Consider the following 14,570-nt stretch of genomic DNA (forward strand, 5'->3'; position numbering starts at 1 on the left):
AGACAAAGGGACTGGCTGGCCGGGCCTCGGCGGTCGTGCGCACCCACATCGGGCGCCGCACGCCGACCGGCCCGGGCGACGGATGAGCGACGAGGGGGTCGTGATGAGCACGGTGGTGCAGGAGCCGAACGCGGGACGCGGCACGGGATCCGGTGGGAGCGATGGCACGAGTCCGCCCGAAGGCGGGGCCCGCCTCCTCCTCGATGACGCGGAGGCCGAGGAGCTCGCGACGCAGATCCAGGCGCACGCCGCGCACGTCGCCGAGGCGGAGTGCGCGCTGCTGGACCTCATCGGCGAGTTCGATGCGGGCGAGGGGACCCGCTGGTATGTCGGCGTGAAGTCTCTCGCGCAATGGCTGGGCTGGACGTGCTCGATGACCCCCGGCACCGCGCGCGAGCACGTGCGGGTCGCCCGGGCGCTGCGCGGGATGCCGCTGACCCGCGAGGAGTTCGCCCAGGGCCGCCTCTCCTTCTCCAAGGTGCGGGAGATGACCCGCGTGGTCGGCCTCGTGGACGAGGGGACGCTGGTGCTGCTGGCACGTGAGATGACGGCCGCGCAGCTCGCCGTCGCGCTGCGCGCGTACCGGGCCGCGGAGGGCACACGGCTCCCGCAGGAGGCGCGGCGCGAGGCCTCGTGGCAGATGCGGGACGACGGGATGCTCGAGGTCCGCGCTGTCCTGCCCGCAGAGGCGGGCGCGGAGGTCGCCGCCGCCCTGGACCTCGCGACGCAGCGCGAGCAGGATGCAGGCGACCTCCCCGCGGATGCCGAGCAGGACCTGCCGCCGATGATCGAGCAGACCCGGGCCGACGCCCTCGTCGACATGGCCCGTGCGTACCTCGACGCGACGCCTGCCGACCGCAGCGGCGAGGACCGGCATCTCGTCGTCGTCCATGCGACGCCCGACGTGCTGGCCTCCGGGGACCCTCGGGCGTCGGAACCGCCGGCGGGTCCCGAGGGGTCCGACGCATCAGCCCCCTCGGCGCCCGGCAGGGATCTGACAGATCTGGCAGCAAGTGACGTTCCCGCGGGAACGTCTGCGACAGACGCTGGTACGCATTCAGCGGGCCCCTTCGATGCGTCCGCCGCGGCCCCTCCCCTCCGGAACCGCTGCGAGATCGTGGGGGTCGGGCCGCTCGAGGCCGCCACGGCGCAGCGGCTGAGCTGCACGGGACTGCTCGCGCTGCTGGTCACCGATGAGAACGGGGAGATCCTGCACCTCGGACGCACCCGTCGACTCGCCTCCCGCTCACAGCGCCGAGCCCTGCGCGTCGCCCAGCGCACGTGCGGCTTCCCCGGGTGCCATCAGACGAAGCACCTCGACGCCCACCACCTCGTGCCCTGGTCGCACGGCGGCGTGACGGACATCGAGAACCTCGTGCTGCTGTGCCGGCGTCATCACGTCCTCGTCCATGAGGGCGGGCTGACGCTCCGGCCGGCGCGATCATCGGCGCTGCACGCTCCGGCCGACGGCCCGCGCTTCGAGGTGGTCGACTCCACGGGCACCCCGGTCCAGGTGCACTGGCCACAGGTGCTCGAGCACGCGGTCATCGTCCCGCTGGAGCCCGAGCACCCTCTCGTGCGCGACGGCGAGAGCGGGCCGCGCTACCAGTGGGGCGAAGGGGACACGAGGATCGCGCCGACGACCGCCGGGTTCGGCTTCCGCCTGAGGGACGTCGTCGATGCGCTGTACGAGTCCGGCGCCGGGGAGGGGCCGGACGACCTGGACCCAGACTCCGACGAGTGAGCGACTCTCAGGCGACGAACTCGCTCGCCGACGTGCCGTCGGCCTGCGAGGGCGTCGATCCCTTCGTCGAGCCCGAATCCTTCTGGGTGCCCTTCTCCTTCACATCCTGCTTCCTCTCGGGAGCAGGGTTCGCGGCGAAGGTCCTCTCCCAGGCCTCGAATGAGGTGAGCTCCGCGGCGGCCCGGCGGTACTGGCGGCGCAGGTCGTTCCAGTGGCGGTAGAGATCCGCGTGGGTGCGGAGGCTGCGCGTGAACATCTCCCGCACGTGGTCGGGCCGGCGCTTGTACCAGGCGAGCTTCGTGCCGTCGGCGTTGGAGACCACGGCGCTGTCGAAGTGGCTGAGCGTCCACCATTTCGCGTCCAGGTGCGGGATCTCGGCCTGCGGGTGCAGACGGGAGGTCTCGCGCGGCGGGGCGAACATCTGGCGGGCCATCGTGCGCGCGGCCCACAGCGGCAGCCGGGAACGGCGCGGCGGCGCGAACCCGCGACCCTTGCGCGGCGGCTTCGCCATCCGCACGGCCGGGAACTGCTGGGCGTCGGTGAGCGTCGCGGAGTCGTCGTACTGCTTGGCCATCGCGCGCAGCTCCGGGAGCTTGGTCCCGATGTGGTCGTGCAGCCCGCCGGGCCCGCGCAGCACGTCCTCCTGCGCCATCAGCCGGGCGGTCTCCGTGAAGTACTGCATGGAGATCATGTGCTTGAAGTCGATGCTCTGCGACTCGGTGATCACGTGGCCGCCGCGCTCGTAGACCGAGTGCAGCAGCGCGGTGATGATGCGGTTGCGCTCGTGGAAGTAGACCTGCCAGTCCAGGGCATCGCTCTTGTCGGTCCAGGTGATGTGCCAGACCGCCGCGCCGGGCAGGGACACCGTCGGGTAGCCGGCGGCCTTCGCCCGGAGCCCGTACTCGGCGTCGTCCCACTTGATGAACACCGGCAGGCTGAGGCCGATCGCGCGCACGGTCTCGGTGGGGATCAGGCAGGTCCACCAGCCGTTGTAGTCGACGTCGGCGCGGCGGTGCAGCCACGGCGTCGAGCGCAGCGGCTCGAAGCCGAAGTCGTGTCCGAGGCGTCCGCCGGGGCTGACGACGCGAGGCTGGATCGCCCACGGGTCGACGCCCTCGCCGAAGGCGTGCAGCACCGAGCGGTTGTTGAGGTCGAACATGTGGGCGCCCACGAGCATGGGGGTGGTCGCGAAGTCCGCGAAGGTCAGCATGCGCAGCAGCGACTCGGGCTCGATGTCGATGTCGTCGTCGCAGTTGATGACGTAGGTCGAACGCCCGTTGGTCGCCGCCTCGTACATGCCGCGCGAGAAGCCGCCGGAGCCGCCGATGTTGCCCTGCTCGATGAGCTGCAGCTGCTCGCCCATGGCCGCCTGCAGCGGCGCGAGCGCCTCGTGGTCGCTGAGACGGTCGGACCCCTGGTCGACGACGTACATGACGTCCAGCCGCTCGCGCAGGTCCTGGTCACGGCTGATCAGGCCGATGTTGTCCAGGCAGTAGGAGACCTTGTTCATCGTGGTCATGCCGATGGAGAAGGTGCCCTCGGTGCGGGCGAGATCGGCGTCGGCCGTCCACTGGGCGTTCACGACGGCGACCGGGTCGGCCCCCGCGATCACGTCGAACCAGTACCAGCCGCCGTCGCCGAAGGCCGTGAGCGGCAGCTCGAAGACCGACTCCGTGCTCTCGCGCACGGTGCGGAACTCGTGGCGCTGGATCGCCCCGCGCGCGTTCGAGCGGTAGACGATGACCTGGCCGCTGCCGGAGGTGGTCACGGTCAGCCGCACGGAGCGCACGGGCGTCCAGCGCCGCCAGTAGCCGGCCGGGAAGGCGTTGAAGTAGGTGCCGAAGGAGCGCACCGAGTGCGGGCTCACCTCGATGCTGTGGCGCGCGCTGAGCTCGTCGACGTCCGTCGTCAGGTTGTCCGCGCTCGGAGCGGAGGCCTCGTGGGTCTCCTCCTCCTCGCCGCCGAGCCCGAACGAGGCCGTCGAGATGCCCGAACGGGCCGTGTGGGCCTCGACGTACAGGGGCACGATGTCCGGCGTCGGCACGAGCGGCATGATGAGCCGCTGGATCACACGCTGCGGGGTCGACGGGGTGCTCGCGTCCTCGGCCTCCGCGGAGGAGGGCATGGCTGTCGCAGGGGTGCTGGTGATGCTCACTGTGGGGGTCCTCCCGGCCGGCCGCTCAGGGCGCGGCTGATCGTTCACTGGCGAAGCAGGTCGGCCAGCTTGTTGTCCACGAGGCTCAGGGCAGAGCCGATCGCCATGTGCATGTCGAGGTACTTGTAGGTGCCCAGGCGACCGCCGAACAGGGTGCCCGGCTCGGCGTCCGCCATCTCCCGGTAGGCCATCAGGGTCTCGCGGTCCGTCCCCGAGTTCACGGGGTAGTAGGGCTCGTCCTCGCGCGCCGCGAAGCGGGAGTACTCGCGCTGGATGACGGTGCGGTCCGCGGGGTAGTCGCGCTCGGGGTGGAAGTGGCGCGGCTCGATGATGCGAGTGAAGGGGATGTCCGCGTCGGCGTAGTTCATGACCGACGTGCCCTGGAAATCGCCCGTGCTCTCGAGGTGCTCGGTCTCCAGGTCGATGGTGCGCCACTTGAGGTCGCCCAGCTCGTAGTCGAAGTAGCGGTCGACGGGGCCCGTGTAGATCACCGGGAGCTGCCCGCGCACGGCGTCGCGGTGGTACTCCTGCGTGGTGTCGAAGTAGTCCGTGCCCAGCCGCACCTCGATGTTCGGGTGGTCGGCCATGCGCTCGAGCCAGGCCGTGTACCCCTGGGCCGGCAGGCCCTCGTGGGTGTCGTTGAAGTAGCGGTTGTCGTACGTGTAGCGCACGGGCAGGCGGGAGATGATCCCCGCCGGCAGGTCCTTGGGGTCCGTCTGCCACTGCTTGCCGGTGTAGTTCTTGATGAACGCCTCGTAGAGGGGCCGGCCGATGAGCGAGATCCCCTTCTCGTCGAGGTTCTCGGGGTCGGTGCCGGCGAGCTCGCCGGCCTGCTCGGCGATCAGCGCGCGCGCCTCGTCGGGCGAGTAGGAGGCGCCGAAGAACTGGTTGATCGTGCCCAGGTTGATCGGCAGCGGGTAGACCACGCCCTTGTGGTTCGTATAGACCTTGTGGACGTAGCCGGTGAACTCCGTGAAGCGGTTGACGTACTCCCACACGCGCTCGTTCGAGGTGTGGAAGAGGTGCGCCCCGTACTTGTGGATCTCGATCCCGGTGGTCTCGTCGACCTCCGAATAGGCGTTGCCCCCGATGTGGTCACGGCGGTCGATGATGACGACCTTCGCGCCGTGCTCGACGGCTGCGCGCTCGGCGACCGTCAGTCCGAAGAGGCCGGAGCCGACGATCAGCAGGTCAGGAGACGCCACGGGGATACCTTTCGACGGGTGCTCGATGGCGACCACCCTAGCCCAGCGCTGCGGCGCGTCCGCGCACTTCAGAGCCCTGATCAGGGCATGGCGTGCATGCTCCACCGGACGCTCACGGACGCGTCACCGCGCGGCCGATCCGATGTCACTCGGTGTTCACCCGGCGTCGGGCCCGACGAGGCCCAGGTCACGTCAGCGCATCTGCTCGACGAGCAGGCGGTACCCCAGACGGCGCAGCCAGCCGGGCGCGAAGCGGTAGGCGGCGCGGCGTGCGAGGTTCGCGGCCGCCCCGGCGGGCGTGGTGACGCCGTCGCGCAGGAAGGTCCGCTGCAGGCGCAGGTCCGAGCGGAACATGCGGGCGCCGCCGCGGCGGGCGAAGAGGTCCTCGTCGACCCGGTAGTCAACGAGCACCTCGGGGAGGTTCGCGCTGCGCGCGCCGCCCAGCAGCATGCGCTCCCACAGCCAGTAGTCCTCGAGGTGGTCGAGCTCCAGGTAGCCGCCGACGGCGAGCGCCGTGTCGCGGCGCATCATCACCGCCGGGTGCTGGAAGGGGCTGTGGCGCGGGAGGTAGGCGAGGATCTCGGCGTGCGCGAGCGGCCGTGTGCGCAGGGGGCCGGTGCCGACGGGCACCGCGTCGGAGAACTCCTGGAGGGTGCCGCTGAGCAGGTCGAGGCCGCCGTCCTGCATCGCTCCGACCTGCAGGGCGAGGCGATCGGGACGGCAGAGGTCGTCGGCGTCGGCGCGTGCCACGAGGGTCGTGGTCGCGGCCTCGAGCCCGCGCTGGAGGGTGAGGGCGAGGCCCTGGTGGGCCTCTGCGCGCAGCACCCGGGCGGGACCGTGCTCGCCGGCCTCGATCGCGGCGACGACCGCGTCGAGCTCGGGGGTCAGCGGCCCGTCGATGCTCAGCAGCAGCTCGGCCGGCGCGAGGGTCTGCCGCGTGGTGGCGGAGGCGACGGCCGCCTGGAACCGATCGGCCCTGTCGCCGCGCCACACGGGCATGAGCACCGTGACGTCATGGGCGACGGGCGGGTCCGACGGGACGGGCCGGTCCGACGGGGTGAGCGCGCTCATCGCCCGGCGGACCTCTCCACGCGGGTGATCGAGGAGGCCGCCCCGGGGTCGTGGTCCAGGACCAGTGCACCGGGTCGGGGTCCGCCGCGCAGGGCATCGCGCAGACCGCGGGCGCCGACGCGCGCGAGCTCGGGGTGGCGCACGAGCTGGCGCAGCCATCCGCGCACCGTGCTGCCGCCGTACATCGCGCGCTCCCAGAGAGTGAACGACCGGGTGCGCGTGAGCGCCCAGAGGCGGTTGCGGACGTCGTAGTAGAAGCGGTCGCCCGGGGAGGCCTGGGCGTTGGCGAAGACCTTCGTGCGGTGCTCGACGACGGAGCCGGGCACGTGGATCCCGCGCCCGCGGCGCAGCAGGCGGCCCGTGTGCTCGAAGTCGTCGGACCAGATGAAGTAGTCGGCGTTGGGGAGGCCCAGGCGGCGCACGTCATCGGCCCGCAGCAGCACGGAGACGTAGCTCGCGGTGCGGATCGGGTACCCGCCGGCGGCCTGCGCGTCGGCCCGCTCCTGCGCGCTCGCGCCCACGCGCAGGCGCGGCAGGTTCATGGGGTGGGCCCGCCCGTCGGTCCACACGGCCCGCGAGCTGAGCACGGACAGGCGCGCCGGGGAGGCGTCGATCGCGTCCGTGAGGGCGGCCAGGGCGCCCGGCCGCGGGATGGTGTCGTCGTCCATGAGCCACACCCAGTCGGCGCGGTGCTCCTCGAGCGCGCGGGCGATGCCGGTCGCGAAGCCGCCCGCGCCGCCGACGTTCTCGTGCAGGTGCACCACATCGGCCCCGATCGGGTGGGCGTCGGCCACGCTCCCCGAGGCGTCGGTCGAGGCGTTGTCCACGACCACGACCGCGTCGGGCCGACGGTCCTGCGCCGCGAGGGCATCGAGGCAGGACTCGAGCAGTGCTGCGCGGTTGTACGTGACGACGACCGCGACGACTCTCACACCGCCGTTCGCGGCATCTCGCGTGATGGGGGCGTCCTGCACGGGGTCTCCTCCGGGTCTGCGGGCGAAGGGCAGGTCACGGGGGCGCCTCCGCGTGCGTCGAAGTCTACGGAGAGCTCCCCGTGTTCACCCAGCCGTCCGCCCGCGCGCCGCGAACACGTCACGTCCGCGTCGCGCAGCCGCTGGGCGCTCGGAGATCCCGGGGCTAGTCTGTCGGGCACGCGCGCCGACCCCGCTTCCCCTCGTCGGCGCACACGACGGAAGGATCCTGCCCGTGGACGACCGGGACGAACGCTCGGCACGCCCCTCCGACCAGGAGGACCCGTTCGAGGAGGCCCCTCGCGCTGATCCCGCCCGCGGCGGATCCGCGCGCCCTCGCACACCGCGACCGGGCGCACCGCGCCGCCCCACCCCGCGCTCGCGGGCCCGGGCCGGTAGCAGCGTCCAGGCCGTCGGCACCGCCTCGGGCGGACGCACCCGGCAGCCCGAGCAGCCCACGCGCGCCCTCCCGGCGGGCGAGAGGGCGCCGCAGGTCCCGTCCGGGCAGCAGGGCTCCTCCCCCGCCTCCCCGTCCCGTCCGTCCTCCCGCCAGGGCGCCCCGGTGCACCACCACGAGGGCGCAGGCGCCGCGGGCGCCGGCGCGGCCGTCCCGCCGTCGGGCCCCCAGGGACCGGACCAGCCCGGCGGTCCGCAGCGACCGGGCGGCCCACGTCGGCGCTCCCGCGTCCCCCGGCCGATGCGGCTGGGCATGACCCTCGTCGCCCTCGTGCTCGTGATCGTGCTGGGCTGGGGCGCCGGCCTCGCCCTCTGGGCGAACTCGCGGATCGAGCACGTCGACGCGCTCTCGGGCGCGGCGGACACCCCGGGCACGACGTACCTCATCGCGGGCTCGGACGCCCGCGGCGGCAAGAGCGTCGCCGACGACGGCACCCAGGGCGGGCGCGCCGACACGATGATGCTCCTGCACCGCGCCGCCAACGGGAAGTCCTACCTGGTCTCCCTGCCCCGCGACACCCTCGTGGACATCCCCGGGCACGGGAAGTACAAGCTCAACGCCGCCTATTCCTTCGGCGGTCCGAAGCTCATGGTCAAGACCGTGGAGGAGTTCACGGGGATGACCATCGACCACTACGTCGAGGTCGGCTTCGACGGCGTCACGGACACCGTGGACGCCGTGGGGCACGTGAACCTGTGCATCGACAAGGACGTGGACGACGAGAAGTCCGGGCTGAAGATGGCCAAGGGCTGCCACGACGTGGGCGGGGAGCAGGCGCTCGCCTTCGTGAGGGCCCGCTACTTCGACCCCACGGCCGACATCGGCCGCCAGGCCCGCCAGCAGCAGTTCGTCGCCGCCCTCATGGACCGCGTGACCTCGCCGGCGGTGCTGCTGAACCCCTTCGCCCAGGCGAAGCTCGCCGGCGCCGGCTCGGGCGCCCTGCTCACCGACGACCACACGGGCCTCGTGGACCTCGGACGGGCGGGACTGGCCATGCGCCGCTCGATGAAGGACGGCACCAACCTCTCGATCCCGATCGTCACCGAGAGCTACCAGACGAACAACTCGGGCGTCGCGATCCTCACCGACGAGACCGAGACCAAGCAGTTCTTCTCCTCGGTCGCGGACGGCACCGCGACCGCGAAGTCCGGGGACTGAGCGAGGCGGGGCAGGGCCGAGGCCGGGGGTCAGCGGAAGAGCATGTCGATGACGATGTTCACCGAGTTGAGCATCGACTGGCCCTTCTGCTTCGAGTAGTCGGTGTAGAGGATGTGCACCGGGTGCTCGCGCACGCTCAGGCGCAGCCTCCCGATCTCCTCGACGATCTCGGAGGCGTGCGCCATCCGGTTCTGCTCGATGGTGATGCGGCGGCAGGCGCCGCGGCCGATCACGCGCAGACCGTTGTGGGCGTCGGTGAGCTTCACCCCGGTGGTGAGGTTCGTGTAGCGCACGGCCGCCCGCAGCACGAGGCGCTTGAGCAGGCCCGGGCGCGTGCGCTGGTCGAGGAAGCGGGACCCCAGCACGAGGTCCACGTCCTCGTGCTCGCGCAGGCCGATCATCGCCGCGGCGTCGTCGACCTGGTGCTGGCCGTCGGCGTCGAACGTCACGACCTGGCGCATCGCGGGATCGCGCAGCGCATAGTCGATGCCGGTCTTGAGGGCGGCGCCCTGGCCCATGTTGAAGGGGTGGCGCACGACGGCGGCCCCGGCCTCGGCCGCGATCTCCGCGGAGCCGTCGCGGCTGCCGTCGTCCACGCAGACCACGAGCGGATAGCGGCGGCGCAGCTCGGTGACGACGTCGCCGATGACCTGGGCCTCGTTGAACAGCGGGATGACGAACCACGTCGAGGTGACGCCCGGGTCCGCCTGCTCGACGGTCCCGTCGGGGGACTCGCTCATCCACTTCCTCCCGGGACGACGTCCGCGCTGGGTGCGCTCAGGCCCAGGACGATACCCTGTCCACCGGGAACGATCCCGCGCCCGCGCGCCGGGCGCGCCCCGCCCACACAGCACGTCCACAGCACGTCACATCCGCAGGCCCGCATGCGGGAGGAAGCAGGTACCGGTGAACACAGCCGTCGTCGCTCTCGGGAAGATCGGGCTGCCGCTCGCCGTGCAGTTCGCCGAGGCCGGGGGCCAGGTGGTGGGCGTCGACGTGAACCCGCGCCAGGTCGAGGCGATCAACGAGGCCAGTGAGCCCTTCCCCGGCGAGGCGCATCTCGCCGAGAAGCTCGCCGAGCTCGTCCCTGCCGGGCGTCTGCGCGCGACCACCGACTACGCCGAGGCGATCCCCCAGGCCGACACGGTGGTGCTCGTGGTCCCGCTGTTCGTGGACGAGGAGACCTCCGAGCCGGACTTCGGCTGGATGGACGACGCGACCCGCTCCCTGGCCCGGCACCTCACCCCCGGCACCACCGTCATCTACGAGACCACCCTTCCGGTGGGGACGCTGCGCGGCCGCTTCACCCCGATGATCGAGGAGATCTCCGGCCTCACCCAGGGCGAGGACTTCTTCATGGTCTTCTCCCCCGAGCGCGTGCTCACCGGACGCGTGTTCGCGGACCTGCGCAAGTACCCGAAGCTGATCGGCGCGATCGACGACGAGGGCACGCGCCGTGCGCGGGAGTTCTACGAGTCGATGCTCACCTTCGACGAGCGCCCCGACCTCGCCCGACCCAACGGCGTGTGGGACCTCGGCTCCCCCGAGGCGGCAGAGCTCGCGAAGCTCGCCGAGACCACCTACCGCGACGTGAACATCGCGCTGGCCAACGAGTTCGCCCTGTTCGCCCAGGACAACGGCATCGACGTCTACAAGGTGATCGAGGCCTCCAACTCCCAGCCCTACTCGCACATCCACCAGCCCGGCATCGCCGTGGGCGGGCACTGCATCCCCGTCTACCCGCGGCTGTACCTCTCGACCGATCCTCATGCCGAGACCGTGCGCACGGCCCGCGCCCTGAACGCCTCCGTGCCGGCGCGCCTCGTGCAGCGCGCGGAGGAGCTGCTCGGATCGCTCGCGGGTCTGCGCGCCGTGGTCCTCGGCGCGTCCTACCGGGCGGGCGTCAAGGAGACCGCGTTCTCGGGCGTCTTCCCGGTCGTCGCGGAGCTGCAGCGCCGCGGCGCGCAGGTGAGCGTGCAGGACCCGTTCTACTCCGACGAGGAGCTCTCCTCCTTCGGCTGGGCCGCCTGGCACCGGGGCGAGGACGCGGACCTGGTGATCGTGCAGACCAACCACCCGGAGTACCGGGAGCTCGCCGCGGGCGACGTCCCGGGCGTGCGCCTGGTCGTCGACGGTCGCGACATCACCACCGCCGAGAACTGGCAGGGCGTGCCCCGGCTCGTGCTCGGCGACGGGTCCGCCTCGACCCACGACGCGCCCTCCGACAGGGGCTGACGTGATGGGCGCGATGGGGTCGACGCTCGTCATCCAGATCCTGCTGATCCTCGGGATCCTGGGGATCACGTTCTGGCTGTTCCGCACGCGCGGGGCCCGGCAGCTCGCCGTGCGGCGCCTGCTGATCCTCGGCTTCGCGCTGTTCGCCGTCGCCGCCGTCGTCTCCCCCCGCCTGCTCACGCGCGTCGCCCACCTGGTGGGCGTGGGCCGCGGCGCCGACCTGCTGCTGTACGCGACCGTGATCGTGCTGCTGGGCGTCATCGCCCTGCAGGAGGTCCGCGCGAAGAACGAGGAGAAGCGCATCACCTACCTCGCACGCCGGATCGCCCTGGACGAGGCCGAACAGCCCGCCGCCTACCGCGAGCGCACGCAGAGCGGCGCATGACGGACCTGCTGCTCCTGGTGGTCGCGGGGATCGTGGTCCTCGCCGCCGCCGTCGTCCCCGGATTCCTCGCCGTGCGCGTCCTCGGCGGCGGGCGCCTGCTCGCCCTCGCGCTCGCCCCCGCCCTCGGCGCCGCGATCGCGGGCGTGGGAGCGGTGATCGCGGGGAAGGCCGGCGTGCCCTGGTCGCTCGCGACCTTCGGGGTGCTCTCCGCGCTCATGATCCTGATCGGGCTGCTCGCCCGCCGCCTGGGCCTGCGCCTGCCGGCGACCGTGCTCGACGGGCGCCCGGCCGTCGAGGGCTCCGACGGGGCCGATTCTCCGGACGGGGCCGCTCCTCGGCGCCGGGTCCCGGGAGGCCCCTGGTGGATCCTCGGCGCGGCGCTCGTCGCGATCGTCCCGATCGCGTACGCGGTGGGAGGGGCCGACCGGGTCCTCGAGCGCTGGGACACCCTCTACCACCTCTCCGCCCTCGAGCGGATCCGGGAGACGGGCGACGCGTCGTCCCTGGTGATCGGCACGGTCGCGAGCACGACCGGGCAGCCGAACCCCTACCCCGGCGGCTTCCACGCGCTCGCGTCCCTGGTCCCGCTGGTGCCGATCCCGGTGCTGTTGAACGCCGCGTGCCTGGTGCTCGCGGTGGTGCCGTGGGTGACCGGGATGGCTCTGCTCGCCCGCGCCCTGTGGCCCGAGGTGAGCTGGGGGCCGTTCGCCGCGAGCATCGTCGGCCTGCTCGCGCCCGCGGCGCCGTGGGACGAGTGGATCCATCTCTCGGCGATCCCGAACATGGTCGGCTTCGCGATGCTGCCCGGGGTCACCGCGGCGATCGTCGCCCTCTGGGGCGCTCTGCTGAAGGAGGCCACGGGCGAGGGTCCGGGCGACGGGCCGGCGCCCGGCCACGGCATCCCCGGGCGGCCCGTGCTGCGGCATCTGGCCTCCGTGCTCGGGCTCGGCGGGGCCGGGCTCGGCCTCGCGCTCATGCACCCGAACGTGGCCGTCACGGCCCTGCTGCTGATCGCCGCCCTGAGCGCGGTGACCGCCCTCCCCCACGCGCGGCGCCGTCCCTGGCTGCTCGCCGTGCCGCTCGCGGCGCTCGTGCCCGTCGGGCTGCTCTCCTGGACACCCCTCGCGGCGGTGGTGACCGACTTCGGCGGGGGGCTGAAGGTCTCGTGGTGGACGGGCCTGGGCGAGCTGCTGCTGGGCCTGCTCACGGTCTGGCCGATGGCGCTCGGCGTGGTGCTCGCGCTGCTCTGGTGGCCGGGCCTCGTGGCCTCGTGGCGCAGCCCGCAGCGCTGGCTCGTGATCGCCTGGCTCGTGATGGGCGTGCTCTACTTCGACTCCGCGATCGACTCGCCGCTGAACCTCTCGACCCTCTATTACCGCGGCCAGGACCGCCTCTCGATGCCGGTCACGATGCTCACGAGCGTGCTCGTGATCCCCGGCCTCCGCGCCTGGTCCCGGGTGATCGCACCGCACGGGGAGAAGATCCCGCGCTGGGGCGCCGCCGTGCTGACCCTGCTGGCCGTGGTCGCGGCCGCGAGCTCCGTGCCCACCCGGATCGACAACGCCCAGATGAATCTGGCCTGGATCTACGAGGGCCGCGGCCGCTTCCTCCAGCAGGACGAGGTCGAGGCCTGGGAGAAGGCCGCTCCCGAGATGGACACGAGCAAGAAGGTGCTCGCGAGCCCGTTCTCCGGCGCCTCCCACATGTACGCGATCCACGGCCAGCAGGTGTACTACCCCGTCGCCGGCATGGCCCTGACCTCGCAGGACAGGGCGCTGCTCTACGCGATCTCCGGGTCGAACGGCCCCGTGCCGCTCGCGGAGCAGTGCCAGATGCTCGAGGACGCGAACGTCGGCTACATCTACAAGGAGTACACGACCTACTCGTGGTCCTCCACGTTCGACCTGGTCAACCGCGCCTCCCAGGACCTGGGCAGCACCGTGTTCACGACAGACCACTCGCAGCTGATCCGCGTCGACTGCGGCTCCGGATCCTGAGAGAGGACCCGGCTCCCCCGGCATGACCTCTTCCGACTCCTCGTCCGACTCGGCTCGATCCGCCCCGGCGCGCGAGTACCTGCCCCTCCTCGACGTCCTGCGGATCGCCGCGATCCTCGGCGTCGTGCTGGTGCACGTGGTGGGAGGCGGAGTCGAGGCCGGGACCGTCGGGATCGGTGTGACGGCGCTGGACATGGTGGCCTCCGCCGCCGTCCCCGTCTTCCTCATGATGACCGGCGCCCTGAACCTGCATCCCGCCGCCCACCGGCGCGGACCGGGCGCCTTCTGGCGGCGGCGCGCGGTGCGCGTGGTTCCCGCGCTCGTGGTGTGGTCGGCCGTCTACATGCTGCTCATCGACCCGCTCGCGGGGGCCGACATCTCGCCCGGCATCGCGCTCGACGAGATCATCACCGGCAAGACGGCGGTCCACCTGTACTTCCTGTGGGCGGTCCTCGGGCTCTACGCGATCGCGCCCGTCATCGCGGCGTTCCTCCATCAGCACGGGGCGCACGAGGGCCGACGGGCCTGGTGGATGGGCATCCTCGCCTGCGGCTGGACCGCGCTCGCCTTCGCCGTGCCCTTCCTCACCGCGGGACCGACGGACGGAGGGTCGCTCGACGGGCTCTCGCAGCACAGGCCGCTCGAGGCGGGCGCCCTCACCTTCGGGCTCGCCTTCGCGGGCTTCTTCGTGATCGGACGAGCGGCCGTCGTCGCCCCGCCGGGCCGCCGCACGGGAACCTGGCTGCTCGCGCTGAGCCCCCTGTGCGTCCTCGCGCTCACGGCCGTCTACGAGGCGGACCGGGGCGGGGCGGGCGCCGGATCGGGCTCCGCAGCCGACGCGTGGATCGCGGTGCTCGGCTCCGGCTACACCTCGCCGCTGGTCATGGTGTATTCGATCGCCCTGTTCGCGGGCATGACCGCGCTCGCGCTGCGGTGGCGGGTCGGACCGCGCGCTCAGCACGTGCTGCGCACGCTCGGGGAGGCGACCTTCGGGGTGTTCCTCGCGCACTTCGCGATCCTCGTGCTGCTGCGTCAGCTGCCGTGGATGGGCGACGGGGACGAGCTGGGCCAGATGGCGGTCGCGTACGTCGTCGTGGTGCCGGCGTCCTTCGCGATCTCCCTGCTCGCGCAGAGGATCCCCGCGGTGCGCCTGGTGTTCTGAGCGGCAGGTTCTGAGCGGCCGGATCCGGGC

General features: G+C 72.3%; 11 protein-coding genes. 6 read left to right on the forward strand and 5 right to left on the reverse strand.

Translation table 11 applies throughout. The annotated features are described in order from the left end of the window. Positions 1-103 precede the first annotated feature (103 nt). Positions 104-1,744, forward strand: a complete 1,641-nt coding sequence (locus ACFQ53_RS04735) for a DUF222 domain-containing protein (protein ID WP_377856032.1) — start codon at positions 104-106, stop codon at positions 1,742-1,744. 7 nt (positions 1,745-1,751) lie between these two features. Here the strand turns inward: ACFQ53_RS04735 and ACFQ53_RS04740 are convergent, their stop codons facing one another. The 4 genes from ACFQ53_RS04740 to ACFQ53_RS04755 all read right to left on the reverse strand — a co-directional run bounded on the left by ACFQ53_RS04740 (position 1,752) and on the right by ACFQ53_RS04755 (position 7,149). Then, positions 1,752-3,899, reverse strand: coding sequence for a glycosyltransferase (locus tag ACFQ53_RS04740; RefSeq protein WP_377856035.1), 2,148 nt, complete (start codon positions 3,897-3,899; stop codon positions 1,752-1,754). A gap of 44 nt (positions 3,900-3,943) precedes the next feature. Next, positions 3,944-5,104 carry a UDP-galactopyranose mutase gene (gene glf / locus ACFQ53_RS04745; RefSeq protein ID WP_377856039.1) on the reverse strand — a complete coding sequence of 387 codons (1,161 nt, stop codon included), beginning with the start codon at positions 5,102-5,104 and terminating at the stop codon, positions 3,944-3,946. A 192-nt stretch (positions 5,105-5,296) separates the two neighbouring features. After that, a complete protein-coding gene (locus tag ACFQ53_RS04750; RefSeq protein WP_377856042.1) occupies positions 5,297-6,175 on the reverse strand; it encodes a glycosyltransferase in 879 nt (292 codons plus the stop codon). Further along, the gene (locus ACFQ53_RS04755; protein ID WP_377856044.1) at positions 6,172-7,149 is read right to left on the reverse strand and encodes a glycosyltransferase; all 978 of its coding nucleotides are present in this window, start codon (positions 7,147-7,149) and stop codon (positions 6,172-6,174) included. The genes ACFQ53_RS04750 and ACFQ53_RS04755 overlap by 4 nt, the downstream gene beginning before the upstream one ends. A gap of 232 nt (positions 7,150-7,381) precedes the next feature. On the opposite strand from ACFQ53_RS04755, the gene ACFQ53_RS04760 reads away from it, so the two are divergent. After that, a complete protein-coding gene (locus ACFQ53_RS04760) occupies positions 7,382-8,761 on the forward strand; it encodes an LCP family protein (protein WP_377856047.1) in 1,380 nt (459 codons plus the stop codon). Positions 8,762-8,790: 29 nt separating this feature from the next. Here ACFQ53_RS04760 and ACFQ53_RS04765 read toward each other — a convergent pair whose 3' ends face one another. Then, positions 8,791-9,501, reverse strand: a complete 711-nt coding sequence (locus tag ACFQ53_RS04765; RefSeq protein ID WP_377856050.1) for a glycosyltransferase family 2 protein — start codon at positions 9,499-9,501, stop codon at positions 8,791-8,793. A 166-nt stretch (positions 9,502-9,667) separates the two neighbouring features. On the opposite strand from ACFQ53_RS04765, the gene ACFQ53_RS04770 reads away from it, so the two are divergent. The 4 genes from ACFQ53_RS04770 to ACFQ53_RS04785 are packed head-to-tail and all read left to right on the forward strand — an operon-like array spanning position 9,668 to position 14,540. Further along, positions 9,668-10,996: a nucleotide sugar dehydrogenase gene (locus tag ACFQ53_RS04770; protein WP_377856053.1), complete on the forward strand. Its 1,329-nt coding sequence runs from the start codon at positions 9,668-9,670 to the stop codon at positions 10,994-10,996. A 4-nt stretch (positions 10,997-11,000) separates the two neighbouring features. Continuing rightward, positions 11,001-11,381: a DUF2304 domain-containing protein gene (locus tag ACFQ53_RS04775; protein WP_377856203.1), complete on the forward strand. Its 381-nt coding sequence runs from the start codon at positions 11,001-11,003 to the stop codon at positions 11,379-11,381. Continuing rightward, on the forward strand, positions 11,378-13,378 hold the full coding sequence (locus ACFQ53_RS04780) for a DUF6541 family protein (protein WP_377856056.1): 2,001 nt from the start codon (positions 11,378-11,380) through the stop codon (positions 13,376-13,378). The genes ACFQ53_RS04775 and ACFQ53_RS04780 overlap by 4 nt, the downstream gene beginning before the upstream one ends. 22 nt (positions 13,379-13,400) lie before the next feature. Beyond that, positions 13,401-14,540: an acyltransferase gene (locus ACFQ53_RS04785; protein ID WP_377856059.1), complete on the forward strand. Its 1,140-nt coding sequence runs from the start codon at positions 13,401-13,403 to the stop codon at positions 14,538-14,540. Positions 14,541-14,570 lie beyond the last annotated feature (30 nt).

The sequence above is a fragment of the Brachybacterium sp. NPDC056505 genome, assembly GCF_042794925.1.
GTDB lineage: Bacteria > Actinomycetota > Actinomycetes > Actinomycetales > Dermabacteraceae > Brachybacterium > Brachybacterium kimchii.